Below are 24,753 nucleotides of genomic sequence, written 5' to 3'. Positions count from 1 at the left end.
CTTCCCTTTTCCAACTATTTCACAACAACCGTGGCGCCGATCCGCACCCGGTCGTAGAGATCGATGACGTCGGCATTGCTCATGCGGAAGCAGCCGGAGGACGCAAAATCGCCAACCGTCGACTGGTCGTTCGTCCCGTGAATGCGATAGAGCGTGTCGGCCTTTCCCCGGTAGAGATAGATCCCGCGGGCACCCATCGGATTGAACGGCCCGGCCGGCACGAGTTCCGGAAGCCCCGGTACGCGCGCCTTCATCTCGGCCGGCGGCCGCCAGTCGGGCCACTCGGTCTTGCGGCCGATTTTCACGACGCCGCTCCAGCGGAAACCGTCGCGGCCGACGCCGATCCTGTAGCGGATCGCGTGGCTACCGGAGAGGACGAGATCGAGTGTCCGGCTTTCACTGACGATGACAATCGTGCCGGCTGGATAGTTCTGCTCGGAAGTAACGGTGACGCCGGTTGCCGGCCCGAGGTTCCGCGGCACTCGCTCGCTCGCGGCCGCTCCCTGCAGCCAAAATGCGAGCCCGAAGGCGACCGTCGCAAACACCGCCCGCGTCCTCCAGCACCGTCCTCCCTCGCCGCGCCCCCTTCGCGGCACGTTCCTGTGCTCGCTTGCGTTCATCGAACAAGCGCTCCGAGTTTGCCGACGGCCTTGCAGAAGCGCGAACGCGCATTCACCTCGACCGGCAGCACGCCGCGGTTGAGGGCCTCGCTCAGCGTGTCCCAGTCATAGGCCACGACATGCGCGTGGGTTTCCTTGAAAATCCTGTCGGCCTGCTCCCGGCGCACCCCAAGGCTGAAGAGCTTGGTGCGGTATTTGTTGATGACGACGAAGATCGAATCCGGGCTGCCGCGCAGGCGGACCAGATTGAGGTAGAGTTCCTTGGCCTGGTGCAGCGCGGGAATCGTCATTTCCGTGACGATGGTGATGCTGTTGACAGATCCCAGCACGTCGTCCTTCCAGGGCGTGCTGTAGTAAGGGATATCGAGGACAGTCTGGTCGCTTTCGAATGCCGCGACATCGAGCATCCGCAATACCAGCTCGGCCCCCTTCGGCGATAAAAGGACCGATGGCTGCTTGAACGATAGCAGCGAGAAGCCGCCGGAATGGCGCTTGCGCACGAGATCGATGAATTCGAGATCGACGCGCGATGGATTGGCGATGACCGGCATCAGGTCATAGTCGTTGACGAGGTTGAGGTAATAGCCGAGCGACCCGGACGAGAAATCCATGTCGAACAGATCGACGCGCGGCGACGAATTTTTCGTGGGTTGCGCCAGCACGTGTGCGAGCGAGGATGCGATCACGCTCGCACCCGCCCCGCCGACGGCCGAGACGACGGCGTGGACGCGGCTGTCGCTCGCGCCCGCCGTCGGCGCGTGCGTCGAGATCATGTCGATCAGCGCGCGGCGCTCCAGCGGCTTCTTCAGCCAGTCGTTGCCGTTGAGGCGGAAGAGCAGCCGCAGCTTGTCGTCCGGCAAATCTTCCGAGACAACGACGAGCGGAATGTTGCGGTGACTGGTGCGGAAAGAAAAGAGCTCCGGCTGGTTCAGCATGTCGCCGTTGTCGACATCGAGCACGATCAGGTCGAACTGCGCCGGATCGAGCCGCCCCTTTTCGCCGAAAGCCTTCAGCGCCAGATGACGCACATCGTAGCGTGAAAGCGATCCGAACGTATCGAGCATGAAGCTTGCCGCCGCCGCGTCGTCGGAAAGGACAAGAATCTTGGTGGACGCTACGAAGTTCATATGGGCTGTCATCTCGCTTCCCCACGCAATATCAAGGGCTCAGCAGGTTGAACATGTTTTCAGGTCTTCCGTCGTGATCGTCACCGGATGGGCGGGTATCGTGACGTCATTCAGCCCGAGCAGCCCGCCGAGGACAGGAAGATCGAAGGTGACGTCGCGCACTTCCAGGCGCATGGTCAGCACCGGCCCATTCGGCCGCCCCCAGTAGCCGAGACCCGAGCGCTGATAGGTGACCACCAGCTTGTCCGGCGTGATGCGCCAGTTGACATCGCAGATGCCCGGTCGCGGATCGCCGGCCGTGCCGCAGACACCGTCGCTTCCTTGGACGATCCGGCTCAACTCCGCGCTGCAGTTGGCAAGAACCGGCCCACAGGTCGACGTGATTGTCGCATCGTTGGGCGCAGCCTTGCCGTTATCCAGCGGATTGGCGGCACTAATGGGGAAAGCAGTGTCGAAATTCGAGGTCAACGGATCGGATACTGCCGCGAGCCGCGCGCCATATTGCAGCGCCTTCACCGTCTGGTTCCACTGCGACATGGCGTAGCCGAACTCGACGAAGGCGGCGAAGATCAGGATCACGATCGGGAACGTCAGCAGCGCCTCAACAAGGCTGACGCCGCGCGTATCCTGCCAGAACGAGACGAGGGTCCGGAAGATCACCATCCGATATACCTCTCTTCATGGGAGGACGTGATCGTGATCGCACCGACACCGAGCCCGGAGAACAACGGAGAGGTTTCGTAAAGATGTGCCGTCGCAATGGTGATCGTGCCGTCGGCACTGACCGGTGTTACGGTGATGTCGGCGAGGCTGGGTCCCCAACCGCGAACCCGCAGGGGGGCGTTTGCAGCAGGGCTCTGCGTTCCATAGAAGGCGATCAATTTCGCGGTTGCTTCCGTACAGTTCGCCGTATAGGTCGGCGAGGTCGGCCGGCAGCGCGACAAGTAGCGTCCGGCGTCGCGCAGGCCCGCGTCGATTTGCATCCGCTCCCAGAAGATATTGCCGAACTCGAGAATTCCCGCCGTAAAGAGGGTCACGAAAGGCACCACCGCCAGCGCCTCGACAAGCACCGCGCCGTCCTCCCTCCGCCAGAAGGCGGATCGAAGCCGAAGCGGCAGTATCTTTGCCAGCGTGATCATCGGACCAGCTCCGCTTCTTCGCGCAGGAACTCATCAAGCGTGCCGCGGCCGCCTCTGCCGGTAATGTCGATCATTTCCATCGAGAGATAGCGTTCGCCGCTGTCAGCTATCGCAGGCTTGGTCAGGAACATGCGGGCGAAGGCAATTGCCCTCGTATCCACGCTGTGTCCCGTCAAGCGACCGGCATTGTATTCTTCCTTGCAATTGACAACGGCAGCAAAGATCTCGCGACGATCGCCATATTCGCTGGCCGTGTAGTTAGAAAGGTCCGGTCCGCTATAGCATTGGCCACCCGTCAACGGCGTGCCTGTCTCGCCATTCTCGGAGGCGTCGCCGATCCGCGCGGGATTTGCGAGCTCGTAGCGATAGACATCGTAAGCCGAAGGCTGCGACGGCGAGCCGGCTGGCGATGGGTAGCTCGAATAATTGCTCAGAATATCGCTTATCGTGGGAGTCGCTATCCCATCATGCGCGACGCCCCAGTAGGTGCCGTACTGCCAATTGTTGCCGGTGCTGATCTTACCGCCCGTGAGGGAGCTCATGGCGGCACCATAACCGAGGGGCACGGCCTGCGCGGTATCGCCAACCGTGCTGCCTGACATGACCGGGTTGTAGTCGCCGCAGATCTTGTTGGCACCGCCCGTCTGCGATTGCGCGGACCGCACGTTTCGGGCCGGGCGGTAGCGCCCGTCGTTGCGCGCGTTCCCGAACGAGCCGGAATAAAGGCCGAAGCGCGTGTTGAGGCCGGCTTCCACGGGACCGGCATTGGCACCCGTCTTGGTTTCCAGCGCGTCCCGCTCGTAGCATACGCCGGGCGAGCCCGTGGCCAATGCCTCGGCAAGCACGTTCGCCCCATTACCATAGGTCGCCAGGAACCCGAAATTGCCCGGCCCCGGAGAGCTGGAGGATGTGCTGTGTAGCTCGATCTGCACGCCGTAAAGGGCGCCGGCAGCGAAATTCGTGTGCAGCGCCTCGGCCGCCGCCGCACCATTGTTTCCCGACGGGTCTTCGAAAGGGTTGCAGATATAGATCGGCGTCACGTCGCAGGCGCTTGCCCGGTAGACGGCCACCGCTTCTGCGGAAACATTGATCGTATCTCGGTTGAGGCCGACGGGAATTGGAAAGATCGTCGTCATCGCGTGGTCTTTGGCGACGACCCGGGCATAGGATGCCTCATGGGGATCCGTCGTCACCATCGCCGCGGTGATCGGATCGTCATCGTCAGCCGGAATTTCCTTGAGGTAGGTGACCGAGACGGTACTTCCGGCATCATTGCCCGCATCGTAGACGACCGTGATGTGCGAGCCGAGCGACATTCCGGTCCCGCCGCCGCTGAAGGCGGCGCCGTTGGTAAGCGTCTCGATTGCGGCATCGGCCCGGTCGATCGCGTCGTCGCGGCCGTCGAGCTCTCGCGCGCCGGCGAGCGCCATCGCGTCGACTGCGTTCTGAAGGTCGGTGTGAAGATTGCCCGTGCGCCCGACATCGATGACAAGCAGCGAGAGGCCGAGCAGCAGCGGCATGGAAATCAGCGTCAAGACGATGACGTAGCCACGATGATCGTCCCAGAACCGTTTGATAGCCCCGTTCAACATTGACATGCCCCCCGGTCGCGGCGGCCCTCTATCGCCGCGACGTCCTGTTTCTATGGTATTCCTTTCCGGCGCCGCTGCCGTTTACGCTTGTCTCGCAATCACTGCCCGAAGCCCGCTCCGCCACCGGGTGCCGCTCCGTTCGCTCCCGCGGGCGGCGTGGCCATGGGCAGGATTACCGCGGCCGGCGGCGGCCCGCTGGTCGGCGCACTGCCCTGATAGCTGCGGATCGCCCGATGGATCACCTTGCCGTCGCTGGCGATATGCGTGTTCTGCGCAACCCTCGGGAAAGGCTCCTGTATGTGAATGCCCTTGTTGGCTTCAACCGAATTGCCAAGCCCGAAGGTGATCGAGTCGCGATGGTTCATGTAGTCGGCGCAGCCCGAAAGAAGGCTCGCGGCGGCGAGGATCAGGAAGGCGCGCTTATCTTTTGGCAACGGCAAGTTGGCCTCCCACATCCAGATCGAGACGGTGGCCATAGGGCCCTTTCACGCCTTCGCCATTGCGGAAGCGCCGCAGCATGTCCTTGTCCACTTCCATGATGCCAAGCGCGAACAGCTCCCAGTCGTTCGACGACCGCGTCTGCTCGAGCGGACTGTAGAGGTCCTCGCCGGGCGAAGCCGGCCGCACGATATGCGGCGTCACAACGATGACGAGGTCGGATTCCCGCTTCAGGAAGCTCGTCGAGCGGAACAGCGCTCCGAGAACCGGAATCTGCCCAAGCCCTGGCAATTGCTGAACATCCTTGGCATTGATCGACTGAAGGAGACCGGCCATGGCGAAGCTCTGGCCATCGCGCAGTGCAACCGTCGTCCTCGCAGCGCGCGAGATGAAGCCGGGATTGCCGTTGACGTTGATCGATTGATCGAGCTCCGAAACCTCCGGCTCGATCCGCAGGTTGATGAGCCCGCCATCGAGCACTACCGGCGTGAAGGTGAGCCGCACGCCGAACGGCCGGTAATCGGTCTCGGTAGCAACCGTCGCGCCGTTTGCGACCGTCCGCTGGATCGGCACCTCGCCGCCGGCGTGAAAGCTCGCGGTCTCGCCGCTCATGGCGATCAGGTTCGGCTGCGCCAGGCGGCGCACCAATCCCTTCTCCTCAAGGGCATTGATGACCACGTCGATGCGCGTTCCGGAAATCTCCAGAACCTTGGCGATGATCTGGCCGAAGGGCTGCATGCCCGTCGCGGCGCCCGCAGCGTCCTTGAGGTCGAATGCCAGTTGACCCTTGTCGTTCGTGGTCAAACCCAACCGGGGCGACAAAGACCCGAGGCTGCCGTTCTTGCCGTTGCTGCCCGCCCAACCGATGCCAAGGTCGCGGCCGGTCTGGCGCGAGGCCTCGATCACCCGGACCTCCAGCATCACCTGCTGCGAATCGCTCACCCGCAACTGGTTCAGGACCGGCTCTTCGGAATAGGACTGGGCGATTTCCATTACCCTTTGCAGTTCGACCGCATCGCGGACCGTGCCGGTCAGGCGAATGCGGTCATTGGAATTGAAGACCCGGACCTGCGCCGAGGGCGCGGTCGAGCGGATGGCGGACGCCACTTCGCTGAAATCGCTGGCAACGCGCACATCGATGACGCCGATGAGTTGCTTGTTGTCGTCATAGACCGAGATGTTGGTGGCGCCCACCTGCTTGCCACGGATGAAGAGCGACTGGTCGGAGAGCGGCACGACGTCGATCAGGTCTGCGCTGCCGATCACCAGATCGCCGAAGGGCTTGCCGGTCCTGATCGTCAGCGTATCGTTCGGCGGCAACGTTACGTGCTGAACCGAACCCGTGAGGCTCACGAATTTTTCCTGGGCACTGGCAGGGCCGACCGGACCGGAACCCCAACAACCAAATGCAATCACTGCCGCGACTGTCGCCGCAAGAGTAACGGCTCTCGCCGCCCCCCTATTCCGTCCCCTCGACATTCCCGCTTTAGCCTCCGCTCCTTCGGCCGCCGCGCCCCGCGGGCAAACCGCATCCCCGTCACTGGACCAGCCCGACTCTGTGCTCCTCGCGCTTCGTCGTGTTCCAGACGCCCACCGTCGCCCACTTCGGCTCGACCGGCAAGACCGGCTCGGCTTTTCGCTCGACAATCTGCACCTGTTTCTCGCGGGCGGGCGCCTTCATCTTGTTTTCGACCGAGTCGATCCGGCCGCTGAGGTCGTCCCCGACCTTCCGCACCAGTCGCTCGATGGTGTCGAATCGCCCGTCGTCGGCCTTTTTGGCAATATCGGTGCTGAGATCGGCCGCGATCGGACCGCCGCCGAGATCTGCGACCGTGATCGGCCGGGTTTGCTCGACATCGGAAGAAGCGATATTACGAAGCGCCAGCGACAGCGTGCCGATCGTGGCGCCGAGTGTCAGGCGCTGAGCCTCGTCAGTCGTCACCTCGAAGGTGACGGTCTTGACGACAGAGGGTTCGTCCTTGCGCTCGTCCGCCGTCTGGTCCACCGCCAAAACCTTTACCCCTTGAAGCAACACATCGACGTAAGTCTGTTCGCTGCTTCGCTCCTGATTTCGAACCACGCGAGTCAGGAGCACATCGACGCGATCGGAGGGACGCACGAAGCCGGCGACCCCGAGCACGTCGTTGACGCGGATAGAAACGGCCTTCATGCCCTGGTCGAGCGCGGCAGACAAAGTGGCCCGCTCGCCGGTACCGGTGATCTTCGAGGAAAGAACCGGTTCACCCGGATCGATCGCCTCCATGGCATAGCGCGGCTGGGTATCGTCGCCGACGACCGCTGCGATGGCATCGAATGAGCCTTCGGGCCGTTCTCCAGAGGGCCAGGGAATGGTCTTGAGGTTCTCAGGGCGCACCCGGTCGCCGAAGCGCATGGGCTTGGCAGCAACGACGAGTGTCCTTTCCTCTGGCTTCGCCCCCCTGGCGGCCGCAAGCCGGGCCTGCTGATCGGCGAGATAGGTGCGCGTCGCGAAAACCGCCACAAAGGCAAGTAAAAGAGCGACAACGAGACTGATGATCGTCGACGAGCGCATCGCCGATACTCCACACTTGATCGAAATACTTTTCGATAATTGCTAAAATACAGGAGAGGGGTTAACAAACCCCTCTCTAAAAGTCGGTCGGATCCTTTACGGAGCTGTGAGTTCCGTCGTAAACCAGCCGGCCCAACCGTTCCAGACGTTGCTCAGGTTCGTCCCGGCCAAGGTGACCGCGCCGATGACGCCACCGACGAGCAAGGCCAGAAGAATCAGGTATTCGGTCAGCGCTACGCCATCTTCTTCCCGCGCGAAAGCGCGTACTTTAGACAAAAGTGCTTTCATCGAGAATTACCTCCAAAAATATACTGCGTGCCGCAATTTCCCCCGGCCCGCCTTGTCATCGAGACCACCTCTCCGACTAAGATGATTAATAATCCCTTAATTATTATATCGTCAACTGCTCAAACGTGGTTGCTTTCGATATCTATAGTTTATGGTTAAGATCGGAACTGGCAAGCGGCTGGAATATTTCGAGCCTCATCTGCCACAATGCGACACACCGAAATATTTCTTGATGTTTTTCTAGCCCGAAAGACTTAGGAAAAACTGCAAGTCAAGCACCTTTTTTGGTGGTATAGCTCGAAAGAGGAAGCGGAAAGCCAAATATGATGCCGACGGTCAACTTATTTACTGCTCTCGCAGTATTGCTTTTTCTCTATGCCGCCTGGAGCGATTTCCGGAGCTGGAAAATCCCGAACGCCACCATTCTAGCCCTAGTCGGCCTTTATGCCGTCAATGCCGCCGTGGCGCTGCTGATGGCCGAGGATATCGGCGCGACGCTGTTCTCCTCCGCCGGGATCGGCGGCGATGTCGGCGCCGGCCTCCTGCTCTTCGTCCTCGGCTTCGGCCTCTGGCTCTTCGGCCTTTTCGGCGCCGGCGACGCCAAGCTTTTCCTGCCGATCGGCCTCTTCGTCGGATGGCACGGCATGCTGCCCTTCGCGATCTTCCTCTTGATCGGCGGCGTATTCACAATGCTGGCGCTGAAATTGCCGATGCCGCTGCAACTGGCGCATCTGTCCTTTTTCACGCGCATCGAGGAAATCCGCGCCACACGCAAGATCCCTTACGGCGTGATCATGGTCTTCGCCACGATCGCCGCCCTCGCCCTGCGCTACGGCAACGCGTGACGGAGCGGCTGTCAAACATTTGACCGACCATCCGAGGCCGTGCCCGCCTTGGGCCGGCAGGGGGCCATCGCCGCGCCAACGCAACAGTCGCGTTTGATGGCGCATTCGAACCCTGCCGGATTTCCCCCATGATTCGGAGCACATTTCGGTGCTCTTCGGCGTTTTCCTCACGATATCAGTGGGATGGCGGCCCCGACAATCATGCGCCAGCGGTCCGCGGACTATCCCATTCTGGTCGTGCAGCATGATGATTATGTCGTAGACAGGCTGTAGTCGTTGCGCCGCAAGCCCTAATATCCGGCTTCCAAACTAACTAGGGTCGCACTCATGGCAGAGTTTCCGCAAAAGGCGAAGGTCGTAATCATCGGCCTTGGTGGTATCGTTGGCGCGTCGATCGCGCATCACCTGATCGAGCGTGGATGGGACGATATCGTCGGCATCGACAAATCCGGCATCCCGACCGATATCGGCTCGACGGCGCACGCCTCCGATTTCTGTTACACCACGAGCCATGACTTCCTGTCCTGCTGGACGACCCTCTACTCCATCGACTTCTACGAGAAGATGGGCCACTACGCCCGCGTCGGCGGCCTCGAAGTCGCCCGCGTCGGCGACGACGATCGCATGGAAGAGATCAAGCGCAAGGTGGCTTCCGGCAAGGCCTTCGGCACCCGTGCGCGCCTGATCGAGCCGGCCGAGATCAAGGAGCGTTTCCCGCTGATCGAGGAGAGCATGGTGCAGGGCGGGCTCTGGGATCCGGACGCCGGTCTTGTCATCCCGCGCTCGCAGACGGTTGCCGGCAAGCTGGTCGACCAGGCTGTCGCTGCCGGCAAGCTCCAGGCCTTCGCCAACACACCCGCGCAGTCGCTCATCATCAAGGATGGTCGCATCAAGGGCGTGGTCACCCATCGCGGCACGATCGAAGCCGATTATGTCATCGTCTGCGCTGGTCTCTGGGGCAGGCTGATCGCGGAATTGGCGGGCGAGGACCTGCCGGTCATGCCTGTCGACCATCCGCTCACCTTCTTCGGCCCCTATAACGAATTCGAGGGCACCGGAAAGGAAATCGGCTGGCCGCTTCTGCGCGACCAGGGCAACTCCGCCTATATGCGCGACACCGGCGATCCGACGACCGCTGAAGGTGGCCAGATCGAGTGGGGCTACTACGAGGAGACCAACCCGCGTCTGTGCCATCCCCGCGAACTTCTCGAAAAGCATGAAGCCCGGCTTTCGCCCTCGCAGCGCGACCTCGAAATGGAACAGATCCTGGAGCCGCTGGAGCGGGCGATGGAGCTGACCCCGATCCTCGGCGAACTCGGCTACAATGAAAGTCACTCCTTCAATGGCCTGCTGCAGGTGACGACGGATGGCGGGCCTTCGGTCGGCGAAAGCCAGAAGGTCAGGGGCCTGTGGTACTGCGTCGCCATCTGGGTGAAGGACGGCCCCGGCTTCGGCAAGCTCGTCGCCGACTGGATGACGGACGGACGCACCTCGATCGACCACAACAAGATCGATTATTCGCGCTTCTACCCTCACATGCTCGAGGAGAAGTTCATCGAAAGCCGTTGCGGCGAGGCCGCGCGAAAAATCTACAATCCGGCGGTCCATCCGCGCGAACCCTATGACACCGGCCGCGGCGTGCGCCGCTCGCCCTTCTGGGAGCGCGAGAAGGAGCTCGGCGGCCACTTCATGGAGCTCGGCGGCTGGGAGCGCGCCCACGGCTACGCCGCAAACGAGCATCTGCTCGAGAAATACGGCGACCGTATCCCGGTACGCGAGAACGAATGGGACAACCGCCATTTCTGGCGCGTCTCCAATGCCGAGCACCTCGCCATGAGCGAGGATTGCGGCATGGTGAACCTGTCGCACTTCTACATGTTTGATGTCGAAGGCCCGGATCATGTCGAGCTGATGGAATGGATCTGCGCCGCGAAGATCGGCGGCGACGCCAATATCGGCAAGGGCATCTACACCCACTTCCTCGACGACGAGGGCATGGTGCGCGCCGACCTCACGGTCATCCGCATGGCCGACCGCTGCCGCGTGATCGACGGCGCCGACGCCGGCCCGCGCGACTTCCACTATGTGCGCCGGATTGCCGAGGACAAGGGTTTTGACGTGACGGTCACCGACGTCACGGAGAAATACGTGACGATCGGCCTTTGGGGCCCGAACGCACGCACGACCTTGCAGAAGGTTGTCGAGAACCCCGAGGGGCTGGCGCCGGAGAACTTCCCCTTCGCCGCGATCAAGCCGATCCGGATTGCCGGCAAGGATGTTACCGCATTCCGCATCTCCTATGTTGGCGAACAGGGCTGGGAACTGCACATGGCCTATGGCGATGCGCTCGCGGTCTGGGACGCGCTCCGGGCAACCGGCGTGATGGCCTTCGGCGTCGAGACCTATGCCAACAGCCGCCGCATGGAGAAGAGCCTGCGCCTGCAGAACGCGGATCTCCTCACCGAATACAACCTCTTGGAAGCCGACCTCGCCCGCCCGAAGGTCAAGGAGGCCGACTTCCGCGGCAAGGCCAAGCATCTCGAACATCGCGCCCGCTCGCATCAGCCGGCGATGCTCTGCACGCTCGTCATGACGGACAATGTCGATTCGAAGGGCGTCGCCCGATATCCGGTCGGCATCCTTCCGGTCATGGATCCCGAGATCGGCGAGACGCTCGTCGATGAACTCGGCCGCCGGTCGTTCACGACGTCGATCGCCTACGGTCCGACGATCGGCAAGAACATAGCGCTTGCTTATCTGCCCTGGTCCCATTGCCAGGTCGGCCGCAAGCTCAAGGTGGAATATTTCGGCGAGACCTATCCCGTCGAAGTGGCCGGCGTCGGCTACAAGCCGCTCTACGACCCGGAAAACCTCAAGCCCCGGACCTGATCTTTCCGCCCTCGCGGCAGACACATTCCGAGGTATCTGACAAGCGTGCCCGCTCTTGCCGAGCGGGCACGCTTTTTTTGCGCGATGTAGAGTCCATCGCAAGCGAGGACGAGCGAACGCCGACGCCAGGCGAACAAACCTGGTCAGGAGAGCGTTTCCATTCGAGCTTGCAGGCCAAGCCGGCACGCAACACATGAGGACGACGAACCAAGAGCACTTATTTGCCCTACGGGCAGCGACACGCCCGAGCCGCTCGCAGAGTTCGATCGCGCAAGAATACAGCCGAAGGTCATCGAGTAAGTCGCTGATGGAGACTGGACGTTCCCTTCCCGAGGCCGGCGGCAGCCGACCTGCTTCTCTGCGGGCTGGCCTGACGGGGCTTGTCTTCAACTGGCCGCTGGCGCTGGCTGTTGCCGCGACGGCGTTCGCGGCCGGCGCGTGCTGGTTCCTGACTATGCCAGCCCCGAAGTTCGATTCCGGGTCGGCGTTGAACGAGGGCAGCGCGTCGCGTGGCGCGATCATCTTTGCCGCGGGAGGTTGCGCCTCCTGCCATGCCACACCGGGACAGCCGGATCACCTGAAACTCGGCGGCGGCCTCGCGCTCGCATCGCCCTTCGGGACGTTCAGGGTCCCCAATATCTCGCCCGATCTTGTCGACGGCATAGGGTCGTGGTCGGTCGCCGATCTGGCAAACGCTTTGATCAGCGGCGTCTCTCCGGAAGGCAGGCATTATTATCCGGCATTCCCCTATCCCAGTTACACCGGCATGACGCTCGACGACGTCAGGGACCTCTATTCATACCTCCAGACGCTGCCGCGCGTTTCCGGCCGCGCGCCGCCGCACGATCTCTTCGTCTTCTTCCGCGTCCGCCGCGGCGTCGGCTTTTGGAAGCTGCTGTTCTTTCACGAAGGCAAGTCGGAGGCTGTCCTGACCAGGGACCCCGTTCGCGATCGGGGAGCTTACCTCGTCGAAGCTCTCGCGCATTGCGCCGACTGTCACTCGACGCGCAACATCTTCGGCGCGGTCAAGCCGGCCGCTCGCTTTGCCGGAGGACCGGATCAAGAGGGGACCGGTTTCGTCCCCAACATAACGCCGGAGCGGATCGGCCATTGGTCCGAGTCCGACCTTGCGGAAATGCTAACAAGCGGCAGGACGCCCGATCATCGGCGAGTGGGATCAACGATGATCGACGTCGTTGCCAACACGTCGCAACTGCCGCAAAGCGATCGATTGGCGATCGCCCGGTACATCAAATCATTGCCGCCTCGCCCCACACCGCATCCTTGAGGTCATTGCACATAAAGATAGGCCGCGAGATGCCTCGCCTCCGGCTCGGTGATCCCGGTCGCCGGCATGGCGGAACGCTGTGAAAACCGCTGCGGGGAGACGATCCAGTTTATGAGGTTATCCGCCGTATTCTCGATGACGCCGCCGAGATAGACGCGCTCGCGCAGGTCGACAAGCGGACCGCCGACCTTGCCATCGGCACCGGGTACGCCCGGAATGACGTGGCATCCGCCGCAGCCATACCGGCGAAAGATCGGCGGCGCTAAGGATGGATCGCCCTGCGTCATTGCAACCGCCACGGAGCGCCGCTGCTGCCTCTCCTTGACGACACTGGCTGCAATCATGACCAAAGGCAGCACGATGACGATGCCCGCCAGGATCAAGGGAGCTTTAAGGTCAGCGGAAGCGGCTTGCATCAAGCCCTCCTCTGCTCGAATTTGAGATCCAGAGCGCCAGCAGCACCACTGCCGCTCCGCCGTAAATGACACCGCCGGGCATCCACATCAACATGCCGGCCAGTTGCTGATCCTCGAGCTGCGTCAGGCCCCATTCCGGCGCAGTCTGCGTCTGGACTGGATAGACGACGCGCGGCGCAAGCGCGATCAGGGCGCCGAGGGCGCTGGTGTGCAACATGGTCAGGAAAAGATGCCACGCCGCCAGGCCCCGGTCGCTCCGCCAAAGCATCGACCACCAGAACAGAAGCGCTGTCATGAAGAAACTGAGATGTTGCAATCGGTGGAGCGTCACATCCGCAAGCGTTGCATCGAACAGCACCGGAGCGTGCCAGGCCCAAATCGCTGTCCCATGCAACAGAGTGACGACGCTTGCGCGGGTAAGCCAGTCCCATGCGGCCAGGACAACCTTTTCCTTCATCGCCCGCCTGGTCAGGCGCCGGATCGTCCTCGGCAACCCCCAAAGCAGCACGCCCACCGGCCGCGCGAGAACGAAAAGAGGTGCCGAGACCGCCATGACGAGTTCATGTTCGATCATGTGCAGGGCGAAGAGATGCTCGCCAATGAAATGCAGAGGCGAAACCAGCGCCGCCACGAGCACCAGCCATGCGGTCCACCAGATCAGACTGCCCCCCGCAGTGATGCCGCGGCCGCTCCCTGAGCGCCGCCACAGCCTGAAGGAGCCAAACGCGTAGAGCAGTCCTGCAACAACGATCGGCGTAACGATCCAGCGATCGAAGCTCCAGACGAACGCGGAGGCATGCGGCTGCGTCTCATGGGCCGCAGCCGGCCCCGCCGCAAGGAACAACACCAGCGCGGCAACTATCGTAGGCATGGGTCGAGCAGCATCGTAGCCGCTCCCTGGAGAAGAAGGGCAAAGGCGAAGGCGAGACCGACAAGCACGTTCAGCCTGGCGATGAACAGCTTAGTTCGCGGCCCGCCTTGCGCGAAACGGCGATGGGGAACAAGGGCGCCGGCAAGTGCCAGGATCGCAGCGCCGAACGAGGCGACAACCGACCAGGAAGTCCCGGCGCCGCAATCGACGTAGGGCAGTATCTGAGCAAGCTCGGTGTTGATCGCCCACGCGCCGGGCGCCAGAAGCAATCCTGCGTATTTCGCGATCCCGATGCTCATAGGCGGGGCACCCAGTAGATACAGACATAGAGAGGAAGCCACGCGACGATCACGAAGTTCCAATAGAGGGCGTTGTCTTCGACATCGCCGTAGCGGCGCGTGTTGTCGCCGTGCCGGCTGAACATCAGGCAGGTCAGGACGAGCGTATCGATGAGGTCGGTGATGATGTGGGCGGTATGGAGCCCCAGCAGCGTCCACACGATCGAGCCGTAGGCGTTTTCATCCCAGCTGACATGCATGGCAGGAAATTCAAAGATGCGCAGCGCCAGCGGCGCCGCCTCCAGGAGCGACATCACGATCAGCCCGATACGAACCTTCGCAAGCGCCCTCGCCTTCGCCCAACGGGACACGAGGATATTCGGGACGATGCTTGCCAGAAGGAGCAGCGTGAGCACGGTTCCGGCGAAAAGATCCGGCGACGGCGCATCGATCGGCCACTTTGGAGCGAGGCTGAACAGATAGAAATAAATCGCAATCGCCAAGGCAAAACCGCTGCCTTCGATGAGCATGAAAGCGCAGGTTCCCCACCAGGCTGGGCTGGCGATGCCCATGCCATGCATGGGCAGTTTCGATACGTCCAGCACCACCCTTTCCTTCATGACGTGTCCTCAACCGTGCCCTTCGGCCAAAACCAGCCGATCAGGGTCACCGCGATGGGGATCGAGCCCCAGACGACCGCCCACGGCGTGAAAATCGAACCGATCAGCATGATCGAAGTGGCGATCGCCGCCCAGAACGGCCATATCGAATCTCGTGGTGACGATTCCCGCGCTTCCGGCAGGGCCTCGACCACGCTGCTTACGATGAGTTCCCGCCGATCGACCTGCAGCCCCTTCGTGACGGCGAGTGCCTCGGAGCGCGACCAAAGAGGCTCGCGGTCGTCGACGACGGGAATCCTGCGAAAATTATAGGCCGAAGGTGGCGAGGCCGTTGCCCATTCCAGCGTCCCCGCCTCCCAGGGGTCTGGTCCGGCTGGTTTGCCTGATCGCCAGCTGCGGAGGGCATCGACGAAGAAGATGACAAAGCCGGAAACCAGGACGAGCGCGCTCAGGCTGATGAAGAGGTTCAGCCCCGCCCACGGCAGCTCCGGCTGGTACGTATAGACGCGACGCGGCATGCCTTGGAGGCCGAGGATGTGCATCGGGAAAAATGTCAGGTTGAAACCCAGGAAAATGAGGCCGAAGGCCCATCGGCCAAGCGTTTCGCTCATCATCCGGCCCGTCATTTTTGGAAACCAGTAGTAGATCGCGCCGAGCAGCGGAAAGACGGCGCCGCCGACGAGCACATAATGAAAGTGGGCCACTACGAAATATGTGTCATGGACCTGGGTGTCGAATGGCACGGATGCGACCATGACTCCGGTCAGGCCCCCGATCACAAACGTGACGATGAAGCCGATCACGAACAGGAGCGATGTCGTGAATACCGGCCGCCCCAGCCACAAGGTCGCCAGCCAGCAGAAGATCTGAACCCCCGCGGGTACGGCGACCGCCATGCTCGACGCCGTGAAGAAACTCTCGCCGAGCCGCGGCAAACCGACCACGAACATGTGATGCACCCAGAGGCCGAAGGCCAAAATGCCAGTGGCGATGAAAGCCATCACCAGCGGCAAGTAGCCGAATACGGGGCGGCGTGAGAACGTCGCGACGATCGTTGAGACCATGCCCGCGGCCGGAAGAAATATGATGTAGACCTCGGGATGGCCAAAGAACCAGAACACGTGCTGCCAGAGCAACGCGTCGCCCCCTTCGGCCGGATTGTAAAATTGCGTTTCGACGAGGCGATCGAGGATCAGCGTTGAACTTGCGAACATGATCGCCGGCATCGCCATGATCACGATGAAAGCCATGACGAGCATGGACCATACCAGCAGGGGGATGCGGTCGAGCGACATGCCGGGAGCGCGCTGTTTGAATACTGTCACGACGATTTCCACCGCCACCGCGAGTGCCGACAGCTCCGTGAAGGTGATCATCTGCGCCCAGATGTCGGCGCGCTTGCCGGGACCATACTCCGGCCCGGACAGCGGCACATAGGCGAACCATCCGACGTCGGGTGCCGCATCAAGCGCGAAGGAAATCCACAGGAGCAGGCCGCCGATCAATATGATCCAGTAGGAAAAGGCATTCAGCCGCGGGAAGGCGATATTGCGGGTACCGACCATGAGCGGCACGAGGTAGATGGCCATGGCTTCCATCACCGGGACCGCGAACAGGAACATCATGGTGCTCCCGTGGGTGGTGAATATCTGGTTGTATCGGTCGGGATCGAGAAAACGCGCCTCCGGCCACGCCAGCTGAATGCGCATCGCGATCGCCAGCAGCCCTCCTAGAATGAGGAAGACGAATGCGGTCACGATGTAGCGCCGCGCAATGACCTTGTGGTCGACCGTCGCAAGCGCACCCCAGAAGCCGGGCGACGCACTCCAGGTTTGCGACAGATGCCGTTCGAGCACGGCATCGTCCAATCCGTCGTCCGTCAGCGGCGGCCGCTTCCGGTCCTCAATCATTTAAGGACCTCCATATAGGCGGCAAGCTGCCGCAGCTCGTCGCTTGTCAGAGGAACCAGCGGCATGTTGTTTCCGGGCTTCAGCGTCTGGGGATCGGCGATCCATGCGGCAAGCGAGCCACGGGTGTTTTCGAGCAGTCCCGCCGCAATGGTGCGGCGGCTGCCGACATGGGTCAGGTCCGGCCCGGTCGTTCCCGACGCTCCGGTGCCGCGTATCGTGTGGCATGCCGCGCATTGCCTGGCCATGAACACGGCTTTCCCTGCGACCGCCTCCGCCTCGCTTGGCTCCACGCTCGTTCCGCGTTGTCCCTCGGCCCATCGCTCGTAATCGGCCTCCCCTTCGGCGACTACAAAGAGGGCCATGTGGCTGTGTTGCAGACCGCAGAACTCGGCGCATTGGCCGCGATAGACGCCCGGTCGTTCCGCGCGGAGCGTCAGGATGTTCTCGCGGCCCGGGATGAGATCCTGCTTGCCGGCGAGGCTTGGCACCCAAAAGGAATGAATGACGTCGCTGCTTTCGAGCCGCAGCCGCACATCTTTCCCGATCGGGATGTGGAGCTCGTTGGCCGTCACGAAGGTTTGGGTGGAACGCGGATCGACATAGGTGAATTGCCACCACCATTGATGCGCCCTGACAACGATTGTCAGCTCCGGATCCTCAGCCTCGGAGAGCGCACGGGTGGTATAAAAGCTGGCGATCGTCAGTCCACTGACGACCAGCACGGTTGCGCCGACCGCCCCGGAAACGGCGACGGTCGCTTTCCGCTCCGAAATCGCACCGGTCGCTTGATCGCGCCGACGCGCGAGTGCAGAAACCAATGCGATCATCACGAGGAACCACACCGCGGAACAGACAAGCACCATCGCAAGAATTAATTCCTTGAGCACAATCGCTGCGTGGCCATTGGCGTCCAGGACCGACTGGGCGCCGCTGCATCCCGAGATCAAGAACGCGAGCAGGAGGAGGATCAAGTTGCGCTTCACGACGGCGGCCCTCGCTCCGACGGCGGAGGTGCCGGTTCTTCGTTGAAGAGAGTGGCGGCCGGTGCCCGGTTCTCCGCCGGTCGGGTATGCTTGTCGTCGTTTCTGCTCGGAGCCGCCAAGGAAGCCGAATAGGCGCCTATCGTCCGGACATAGCCCGCAAGCTGCCAGATCTGTTCCGTTGTCATCCTGCTACGAAAAGCCGGCATTCCATGCGGGCGCCCGTCTCGAATGGAGGCTGCTATCGCGACCGCAGAAGGCCCGTATAACCACCATCCGTCCATCAACGACGGACCCGCGCCGCCTCGACCGTCGCTGTGACAGTAAGCGCATCCGAACCAGGAATAGAGCCGTTTGCCCTGGCTCAGATCATACGCGCTCGTTTCATACGGCTTGTCGAGCGCGAAATAGACCTCGGGAGGCGCACCGCCGATGCCGGTCGGCATCAGGCGCAACTCGTCAAGGGCGGCTGCTACCGGAGGGTCTATCCGATACTGCCGCGGCTGACGTTCCAATCCGACGAGAGTCGCGATACCAGCAAGCGCGACGGAAAATAAGGCAATGGCCAACGGCTGAGCAACGCCACCCCTGAGAACCTTGCCTGGCATCGTTTAAGCTCCAGACCACTGGCCCTTACAGCGCCGCGCGTCTAATCGGACGCGCAAGGGTCGCTGTAGAACTTTGAATTTCTGCATGATTTTGTCCTTAAATCGATTCCGATCTAAGGAATCATGCAGTAGCCAACGAGCATCTCGCTGAACCGGCGGAGGTGTACCGGCAAGAGCTTGCACGACAGCGCTTTTGCGTCGGCATCAGACGGGCCTGATTGCTCAAGGGCAAGAACGCGCTGGCTTCCGGATAATACGCGCCGCAAAGCCCTTTTGGAATGTCACGCCGTCCGGCTCAGCCGAGCTGGCGCTAGGTGACCGCACCCCCGACCATCAGCGCCAGAATAAGGAACACGAGGAAAATCAAGACAGCGATATAAAACAATATCTTGGCGATGCCTGCCGTCGCCTGGGAAATGCCGGAGAATCCGAGGAAGCCAGCCACCAACGAGATCACGAAGAAAATAAGAGCCCACTTCAGCACCGCCACACCTTCTGTTCTCTTGTTTCAAGATATCGCCGCGATCGCCGCATCAGCGGCTACTTCCTCGGTGCGGATCCTTGCCCGCCGCTTGGCTGCTTTTCTTGACGTCGTCCTTTTTCCCTTGATCGCCGCCGCGATTTCCGCCGTGTGTACCCTTTGAACTCTTGGTCGCCTTCCCGTCCTTCAGGTTTGTAGCCATGTCGCCCTCCTCGTAAGAATTAAGGTTCTGCGCACAACGCAACCGAGAAATGCAGATAAAGTTCCGAGCGCGTGCTTTGCGACGGCCGTCAGTCCGTCCAGCCCGGAGCTCGTTTCCCCCGGGGCGGGGATTGGGTGGGTTGTTAGCGAAGGCACGGCAAATTCCCGGGGCGGGGCCCCGTCAGCGGCCGCACGTGCTCAGAGCTGCGTCGAAATGATGTTGTCGAGTCTCACCTTGCCGCCGATCACTCCGCGCTTTGCATCCGGCGGTGCCGGCCCCTCCTCGATCACGGTGTAGAGCTTCTCGCTGCGGAAGGCACTCGCCATGTCGGTCGTGACACCTTCTGCAGGTTTCGCGTCGATCTCGCGAAAGTCGAGTTCTGCCTGCGAGGCAACGATACGGGCGTCGCCGCTCGATCTTGCAACCACGATCAATTCGCCTTGATACGTGGCGTTCTGCCAATTCGGATCGTCAGGTTTCGCCACAGGCGACAGCCGATATACTTTCAGTTCTTCCTGCATGATTGCCTCAACAGATGGCGTCGCGTCGAACGACTGGCCGCGGTTTGCTGCATCCAATCGCCATGGATCGGTATTGTTCCGATTCCAGGCGGCCGGCGTTCAGCCCACCCCCCATTTGATGCCGGAACATTTCCAGAGGTCACCGGTTGGAGCACCACCGAAAACGAAAGGACCCCGTGATGGCGAACGCGACCGCCCACTTGCAGGCCTGGCTCAGAGATGCGCATGCAATGGAAGAACAGGCAATCACGATGCTCACCAGCCAATCCCGACGGTTGGAAAACTATCCTGAACTCAAATCCAGGATCGACTCGCACCTGCAGGAGACTCGCGATCAGGCCGCGATGCTCGAACAATGTCTTGAGCGACTGAATGGCGGAACGTCGACGGTCAAGGACATCGGCGGCAAGATCATTGCCCTCGGGCAGGGTTTGAGCGGCCTTTTTGTCGAAGACGAGGTGGTGAAGGGTTCACTGGCCAGCTACACGTTCGAGCACATGGAAATCGCAAGCTACAGGATTCTCATCGCTGCCGCCGAGTACGCAGGCGATCAGGAAACGAAGCGGGTCTGCGAGATCATTCTGCAGCAGGAGGTTGCGATGGCCGAGTGGCTTGATCAGCACGCCGCGCAGATCACGCGCAGGTTCCTGGAACGCGACGAGCGCGACGTGACGGCCAAACATTGATCGCGCCGCCCGTCGAGCCCCGACTGCCCGGCTCATTCCACTACGCGGACGCATCAAGCAGACAATCCTGCCTTGGAACCTTCGGTCGTCACATCGGTTGGCCTTATTGAGGAGGCGCAACAATGTTGATCGACTACCTTTGGCTATTGGTAACCGCAGGTGGGGCCTTCGCACTTGGTGCCGCGCTCGCCTACGTGGTCATGCGGCAGAAGCCGCTTCCGCCTGCCGTCAAGGAAGCACAGGACCGGAAGGTCAGGAAGCTCTACGGAGAATCGCAGGAAGACAAGTCCCAGTGAACTGCTCGGTCGAGTTGCCGTGGAACTACCCGACACAGCGACGCGGGCCGGCTTTGCGGTTAAGCGGAGGAGCGCGGCCCTGCCCGGTCCGGCCCTACTCGGATAGCCGGCACCGGAGAGGCCGGAATTGTGCCCAGGGGGACGTCGGCGTTTACCGGCGTTATCCGGAGCGGAAGAATTCCGCAAAGCAGCTTCACGGTTTCTTTCAGGATTTCGACGGTTATCTTTTCGCCGGGACACCGATGGCTCGATTCCGGCCGGCCCCCGCCCTGCGGGATGAAGCGGAAGTCGAGGTCGCGCCAGGTGAGACCCCTCTCGGGGCTGAAATTCGTGGGGGACGGAAACAGTCTCGGATCATGCGTCGTTCCGTAGAGGTCGAGTAGCAGCCAACTGCCTTCTGGCAGTGAATAGCCTAGCCAATCTTGACTCCGCGCCAGCCGCGCGCCGACGAATGGGAAGAAGGGATAGAGGCGCCGCACCTCCTCGACAAATCCATCGATATCGTCGTCCTGCCCTTGACCAAAGCGCTCCCGCCACTGCGGATTTCGGGCAAGCGCCAGACCGACGAAAGCAACCCATCGGCTGATGGCAGCGATCGGACGCAGGAGGTTGAGCAGTTCGACAGCCGCCGCCTCCTCCGACATAGGCTGCCCGTCGGCGTCCCCGTAGTCCAGGCTGATCCTCCTTAGCGCGCATCCCTCGGCCACCTCGAGCGATCCGTCGCGAAGCGCCGTCACGATCGTTACGAGCCAGCGCTCGAGGCGGCGCCGTGAGACGAGGGCAAGCCATGCCGCTGGCCCCGGACGACCCGTACGATCGATCATCAGGGCGAGCCGCCGAGCAAGCTTTACGTCATCGCGCCGGCTTGGCGGAATGCCTATCCAATCTGCGGACGCCTTCGTGAGAATGAGATTCGCCGCTTCACGCAGATCGCAGTCCTCCTTGCGTTTCTCGAAATGAACGAGCCAGTGCTGCCGGAACCGCTCCAGAAGGGCGGCGACGGCTGCGTCATCCATCGCGATGTCGATGAACATGGCCTTCCGCCGCCGATGCGCCTCCCCATCGAGCTGCTGAACGCTGTCCTTGTCCTGAAGCAGGCGCAGCACGGTCCACGGCATCGCACCGACACGCGTCACACCGTCGGCGCCATAGAAGAGACGCGCCGCTTCCTCACCGCGCATGCACACGACAGGACGGAGCATCAATCGGCTCTGGAAAATGTCCGTCCCGAGTTCATCGCAGCGATTCGAGATGAACGCGTAGCCTTCGTGCAGCAGCGCCAGCGTACTGTCGAGCGATGATGTTTGCGGGATGGCTTTCACTTCCTGCCAGGCTCCTTCTGTAGCCGAACTCGTCGGTGCTGCAGATGTTCCTCGATCCGACATTGGGACCGCATCGCGGTCGCCGTCGGGAACAAACGGAGTGCATGCCGGTTGTGCTGCAGCGGCAAAAAGGAGCGATCATGTCCAAGCTGCCTGAAAGCAATCCCGCGCAGGTGCGCGGCGATATACAGCGCGGGCGCACAGGCGACAAGAAGCGCGGCTTCGACCCTTCAGCGGCACCGTTGGAAACGGATGACGAGGCGGCGGGCACGCCTTTGACCACAGAGGCAACGGGAACTGCCAGAGCCGGGCAGCGCTCGGACGGGCAAGCCGACGCCTCCACCGAATACGGCGACGCGATGCGGCCTCTCTCGACCGCAGAGCCCCGCCGATCGCCGAAGTATCGCCTTGTCCTCTTGATGGCAGCCATTGTCGTCGTCGCCGGCGTCTTTGCTCTCGCTGTCGGCGCCGGGTGATCGCAACATCGAGCTTGGCCGCGCGGAGAAGGTGCTCCCGTTGCCGCACAACCAGGTCTTGGAGGCAACCGAAGGAGTTTTTCGAATGCCTGATCACCACGACGACAGAAGGAGCCCGCTATCCAGGCTGGCGGCCCAGGAAGAAGCACTATACCTGCGCCGGTCATCGACGCGCTTCCTCGAGTGCGCCATTCACCTTTGCGTCACCCACATGACGCTCGGCGAAGTGGCCGACCTGCTTGAGCAGGAGGCAAGGCAGCTTCGGCAACACGGCTGACTGCGCTCTTCGAAGAACCATTGACTGCTGCATGTCTTCTTAAATCGGTTTAAGAATGAAACATGCAGCAATTCAACCGGCTACAGCGACCTGCGCGGCGCTGTAGCCGGTTTGTCTCGCTGTCTCATTGAAGCAGTGAACGATCTAGCTCTTTGAAACTACGCAATTCCGGAGGGAAGATCGTTACACACTTCCTGATTGCTCTAAGATTCCATGGAAGCGCCGACGCTCGGAACGGGCTCATTCATGTACGGGCGCTGTCCTCGCCGGACGAGATAGACCTCCCGTTCGGGATTGGCTTCGATGACGAAGCCGGAACTGCGAAGCATCGCCTCCACCCCAGCCCTGTTCGGAATGAACCAGTTGGTGGGATCGTCGGCGAAGCGGTGTTCGACGAAGAACAACTTGGGGTAATCGGGCCGGTCGAAGACCTGCCACTCCTGGAAATCGTAGTCCGCTTCCAACGGCGCCGCCGAATTCGCGCCGCGCTGCATGCACTGGAAGAGCATCTCGTCGCCGACGACGTGTTCGTAAAGAAGATCCAGTGCCAACAGCGGGTAACGGAGATGGTAAAGAACACCCATGAAGAGGACGAGATCGAATTTCTCGCGGAGTTGTGCCACGTCGTAGACGGACATCAGCCTGAATTCGATGTCGATCCCGGTCTGTGTTGCCGCGAATTTCGCTTGCCGCAGATAGCGCGGATCCGAATCGATGCCGAGCACGCGGCCGGCATTGCGGCGTTTCATTTCCTGCGAGTAGAACCCCGCATTGCAGCCGATGTCGAGCACGCTTCTGCCTTCAAGGTCTTCCGGGACGACATGTCTAAAAGACTTCCATTTGACCGCAGGATAGTCCCCGAGGAAATGATCGGGCGATGTCTCGGCGCCCTTGATCCGCATGTTGTGAAACCAGGGCCCCAGCGCAGCGATCTGATCCTCTATGGCCATGCAGTCTTGGGTCTGCTGAACCATGATCAAAGATCCTGGGAAAGGACTGGCTGTTGCGGGCGACGGCGAGAGCGACCTGGCCGGCGCACGGTTCGCTGCTTCGCAAGCGCACTTTGGAACCAGGCTATGGTAGGCGACAGCCCGTCCTGCAACGGAACTTTCGGCTGCCAGTCGAGAAGCGTTCTGGCGCGCGCGATATCCGGTCGACGGCGCTGCGGATCGTCCGGCGGCAAGGGCACATGGACGATCGTCGACGCGGTCGCGATCTTGGACAATACCAGCTCGGCCAGTTCGATGACCGTAAACTCGCCTGGGTTGCCAAGGTTTACCGGCCCGCCGGGATTCGGCTGGCGATTCATCAACCTGATCAATCCTTCGACGAGATCGGACACATAGCAGAACGAGCGCGTCTGTTCGCCGCTGCCATAGATCGTGAGCGGCTCGTTTCTCAAGGCCTGGACAATGAAGTTCGAGACGATCCGGCCGTCGTTGGGCTGCATATACGGGCCGTATGTATTGAAGATGCGAGCAACCCGCACATCCACGTTTGCGGCCCTCAGACTGTCGAAGCACAGAGCCTCAGCTGCGCGCTTGCCTTCGTCGTAGCACGCTCGCGGTCCCGTGCAGTTGACATGACCCCAGTAGTCCTCCTGCTGCGGATGCTCCAACGGATCGCCGTAGATCTCGCTCGTCGACGCCTGAAGGAAGACGGCTCGGTGCCGCTCGGCAAGCCGTAGAAGGTTTCCGGTCCCTGTCACGCTGGTCATCATCGTATGGATCGGGTCGGCCTGATAGGACGGCGGTGAGGCGGGGCAAGCCAGGTTATAGACGCAGTCGAGCGGTTCATCGATCTCGATTTCGTCGCAGACGTCCTGCTCGACCACCGTGAAGTAAGGATTGTCCTGCAGACTGCTCAGATTGGCAGGGGAACCGGTGAGATAGCTGTCGAGGCAGATCACCCGATTGCCGGCGCTGAGAAGCGCTGAGCAAAGATGGGAGCCGACAAAGCCGGCGCCGCCGGCGACCAGGATGATCTTTCCTCGACTTCCTCGGTTTCTTCTTGCCATGGGCCGTTCTCCTTT

The 24,753-nt window shown here is 61.7% G+C and carries 29 protein-coding genes; 7 read left to right on the top strand and 22 right to left on the bottom strand.

Annotated features, from left to right (window positions below):
- Window positions 1-14: 14 nt before the first annotated feature.
- From QN224_RS27785 to QN224_RS27745, 9 genes are all read right to left on the bottom strand, one after another.
- A complete protein-coding gene (locus QN224_RS27785; RefSeq protein ID WP_283979254.1) occupies window positions 15-545 on the bottom strand; it encodes a L,D-transpeptidase in 531 nt (176 codons plus the stop codon).
- Window positions 546-616: 71 nt separating this feature from the next.
- Window positions 617-1,759, bottom strand: coding sequence for a pilus assembly protein (locus QN224_RS27780; protein ID WP_283979253.1), 1,143 nt, complete (start codon window positions 1,757-1,759; stop codon window positions 617-619).
- Window positions 1,760-1,786: 27 nt separating this feature from the next.
- Window positions 1,787-2,410: a TadE/TadG family type IV pilus assembly protein gene (locus QN224_RS27775; protein ID WP_283979252.1), complete on the bottom strand. Its 624-nt coding sequence runs from the start codon at window positions 2,408-2,410 to the stop codon at window positions 1,787-1,789.
- Window positions 2,404-2,886 (bottom strand): pilus assembly protein, encoded by a 483-nt coding sequence (locus QN224_RS27770; RefSeq protein ID WP_283979251.1) that lies wholly within the window; start codon window positions 2,884-2,886, stop codon window positions 2,404-2,406. Before QN224_RS27770 ends, QN224_RS27775 begins: the two co-directional genes overlap by 7 nt.
- The gene (locus QN224_RS27765; protein WP_283979250.1) at window positions 2,883-4,478 is read right to left on the bottom strand and encodes a pilus assembly protein TadG-related protein; all 1,596 of its coding nucleotides are present in this window, start codon (window positions 4,476-4,478) and stop codon (window positions 2,883-2,885) included. The genes QN224_RS27770 and QN224_RS27765 overlap by 4 nt, the downstream gene beginning before the upstream one ends.
- A 98-nt stretch (window positions 4,479-4,576) precedes the next feature.
- A complete protein-coding gene (locus QN224_RS27760) occupies window positions 4,577-4,933 on the bottom strand; it encodes a pilus assembly protein (RefSeq protein WP_283979291.1) in 357 nt (118 codons plus the stop codon).
- A complete protein-coding gene (locus tag QN224_RS27755; protein ID WP_283979249.1) occupies window positions 4,899-6,395 on the bottom strand; it encodes a type II and III secretion system protein family protein in 1,497 nt (498 codons plus the stop codon). The genes QN224_RS27760 and QN224_RS27755 overlap by 35 nt, the downstream gene beginning before the upstream one ends.
- Window positions 6,396-6,453: 58 nt before the next feature.
- Window positions 6,454-7,467 carry a Flp pilus assembly protein CpaB gene (cpaB, locus tag QN224_RS27750; RefSeq protein WP_283979248.1) on the bottom strand — a complete coding sequence of 338 codons (1,014 nt, stop codon included), beginning with the start codon at window positions 7,465-7,467 and terminating at the stop codon, window positions 6,454-6,456.
- 96 nt (window positions 7,468-7,563) lie between these two features.
- Window positions 7,564-7,755, bottom strand: a complete 192-nt coding sequence (locus tag QN224_RS27745; RefSeq protein WP_283979247.1) for a hypothetical protein — start codon at window positions 7,753-7,755, stop codon at window positions 7,564-7,566.
- Between the two features lie 323 nt (window positions 7,756-8,078).
- Between QN224_RS27745 and QN224_RS27740 the strand changes: the two genes are divergently transcribed.
- The 3 genes from QN224_RS27740 (at window position 8,079) to QN224_RS27730 (ending at window position 12,777) form a co-directional block, all read left to right on the top strand.
- Complete coding sequence (locus QN224_RS27740; protein WP_283979246.1) at window positions 8,079-8,600, top strand: prepilin peptidase; 522 nt, start codon at window positions 8,079-8,081, stop codon at window positions 8,598-8,600.
- Between the two features lie 327 nt (window positions 8,601-8,927).
- Complete coding sequence (locus tag QN224_RS27735) at window positions 8,928-11,489, top strand: FAD-dependent oxidoreductase (RefSeq protein WP_283979245.1); 2,562 nt, start codon at window positions 8,928-8,930, stop codon at window positions 11,487-11,489.
- A 454-nt stretch (window positions 11,490-11,943) separates the two neighbouring features.
- Window positions 11,944-12,777 (top strand): cytochrome c, encoded by an 834-nt coding sequence (locus QN224_RS27730; RefSeq protein WP_283979290.1) that lies wholly within the window; start codon window positions 11,944-11,946, stop codon window positions 12,775-12,777.
- A 2-nt stretch (window positions 12,778-12,779) separates the two neighbouring features.
- On the opposite strand, the gene QN224_RS27725 is transcribed toward QN224_RS27730, so the two are convergent.
- From QN224_RS27725 to QN224_RS27680, 10 genes are all read right to left on the bottom strand, one after another.
- Window positions 12,780-13,193: a cytochrome C gene (locus QN224_RS27725; RefSeq protein WP_283979244.1), complete on the bottom strand. Its 414-nt coding sequence runs from the start codon at window positions 13,191-13,193 to the stop codon at window positions 12,780-12,782.
- Entirely contained in the window at window positions 13,174-14,064 is an 891-nt protein-coding gene (locus QN224_RS27720; protein WP_283979243.1) for a cytochrome c oxidase assembly protein, read from the bottom strand. The genes QN224_RS27725 and QN224_RS27720 overlap by 20 nt, the downstream gene beginning before the upstream one ends.
- A complete protein-coding gene (locus QN224_RS27715; protein WP_283979242.1) occupies window positions 14,052-14,363 on the bottom strand; it encodes a hypothetical protein in 312 nt (103 codons plus the stop codon). The genes QN224_RS27720 and QN224_RS27715 overlap by 13 nt, the downstream gene beginning before the upstream one ends.
- Window positions 14,360-14,962, bottom strand: a complete 603-nt coding sequence (locus QN224_RS27710) for a cytochrome c oxidase subunit 3 (RefSeq protein ID WP_283979241.1) — start codon at window positions 14,960-14,962, stop codon at window positions 14,360-14,362. Before QN224_RS27710 ends, QN224_RS27715 begins: the two co-directional genes overlap by 4 nt.
- Window positions 14,959-16,872 carry a cytochrome c oxidase subunit I gene (ctaD, locus tag QN224_RS27705; RefSeq protein WP_283979240.1) on the bottom strand — a complete coding sequence of 638 codons (1,914 nt, stop codon included), beginning with the start codon at window positions 16,870-16,872 and terminating at the stop codon, window positions 14,959-14,961. The genes QN224_RS27710 and ctaD overlap by 4 nt, the downstream gene beginning before the upstream one ends.
- Window positions 16,869-17,855, bottom strand: a complete 987-nt coding sequence (gene coxB, locus QN224_RS27700; RefSeq protein ID WP_283979239.1) for a cytochrome c oxidase subunit II — start codon at window positions 17,853-17,855, stop codon at window positions 16,869-16,871. Before coxB ends, ctaD begins: the two co-directional genes overlap by 4 nt.
- Window positions 17,852-18,460: a cytochrome c gene (locus QN224_RS27695; protein WP_283979238.1), complete on the bottom strand. Its 609-nt coding sequence runs from the start codon at window positions 18,458-18,460 to the stop codon at window positions 17,852-17,854. The genes coxB and QN224_RS27695 overlap by 4 nt, the downstream gene beginning before the upstream one ends.
- Window positions 18,461-18,770: 310 nt before the next feature.
- Complete coding sequence (locus QN224_RS27690) at window positions 18,771-18,944, bottom strand: DUF1328 domain-containing protein (protein ID WP_173510130.1); 174 nt, start codon at window positions 18,942-18,944, stop codon at window positions 18,771-18,773.
- Between the two features lie 49 nt (window positions 18,945-18,993).
- Window positions 18,994-19,143 carry a hypothetical protein gene (locus QN224_RS27685; protein WP_283979237.1) on the bottom strand — a complete coding sequence of 50 codons (150 nt, stop codon included), beginning with the start codon at window positions 19,141-19,143 and terminating at the stop codon, window positions 18,994-18,996.
- A gap of 197 nt (window positions 19,144-19,340) precedes the next feature.
- Complete coding sequence (locus QN224_RS27680) at window positions 19,341-19,664, bottom strand: hypothetical protein (protein WP_283979236.1); 324 nt, start codon at window positions 19,662-19,664, stop codon at window positions 19,341-19,343.
- 179 nt (window positions 19,665-19,843) lie between these two features.
- On the opposite strand from QN224_RS27680, the gene QN224_RS27675 reads away from it, so the two are divergent.
- Window positions 19,844-20,350, top strand: a complete 507-nt coding sequence (locus tag QN224_RS27675; protein ID WP_283979235.1) for a ferritin-like domain-containing protein — start codon at window positions 19,844-19,846, stop codon at window positions 20,348-20,350.
- Between the two features lie 122 nt (window positions 20,351-20,472).
- Complete coding sequence (locus QN224_RS27670; RefSeq protein ID WP_173508943.1) at window positions 20,473-20,646, top strand: hypothetical protein; 174 nt, start codon at window positions 20,473-20,475, stop codon at window positions 20,644-20,646.
- Window positions 20,647-20,705: 59 nt separating this feature from the next.
- On the opposite strand, the gene QN224_RS33945 is transcribed toward QN224_RS27670, so the two are convergent.
- On the bottom strand, window positions 20,706-21,968 hold the full coding sequence (locus tag QN224_RS33945; protein ID WP_283979234.1) for a cytochrome P450: 1,263 nt from the start codon (window positions 21,966-21,968) through the stop codon (window positions 20,706-20,708).
- Between the two features lie 140 nt (window positions 21,969-22,108).
- Between QN224_RS33945 and QN224_RS27660 the strand changes: the two genes are divergently transcribed.
- A complete protein-coding gene (locus QN224_RS27660; RefSeq protein WP_173508941.1) occupies window positions 22,109-22,444 on the top strand; it encodes a hypothetical protein in 336 nt (111 codons plus the stop codon).
- A gap of 85 nt (window positions 22,445-22,529) precedes the next feature.
- On the top strand, window positions 22,530-22,721 hold the full coding sequence (locus tag QN224_RS27655) for a hypothetical protein (RefSeq protein ID WP_173508537.1): 192 nt from the start codon (window positions 22,530-22,532) through the stop codon (window positions 22,719-22,721).
- Window positions 22,722-22,924: 203 nt separating this feature from the next.
- Here the strand turns inward: QN224_RS27655 and QN224_RS27650 are convergent, their stop codons facing one another.
- Complete coding sequence (locus QN224_RS27650; protein ID WP_283979233.1) at window positions 22,925-23,695, bottom strand: TIGR04290 family methyltransferase; 771 nt, start codon at window positions 23,693-23,695, stop codon at window positions 22,925-22,927.
- Between the two features lie 2 nt (window positions 23,696-23,697).
- Window positions 23,698-24,738 carry an SDR family oxidoreductase gene (locus tag QN224_RS27645; protein ID WP_283979232.1) on the bottom strand — a complete coding sequence of 347 codons (1,041 nt, stop codon included), beginning with the start codon at window positions 24,736-24,738 and terminating at the stop codon, window positions 23,698-23,700.
- Between the last annotated feature and the right edge of the window lie 15 nt (window positions 24,739-24,753).

This window comes from Sinorhizobium sp. 7-81, from assembly GCF_030124405.1.
Lineage (GTDB): Bacteria > Pseudomonadota > Alphaproteobacteria > Rhizobiales > Rhizobiaceae > Sinorhizobium > Sinorhizobium psoraleae.
Note: the sequence above shows the minus strand (reverse complement) of the source record. Positions and strands in the feature narration are given on the sequence as shown.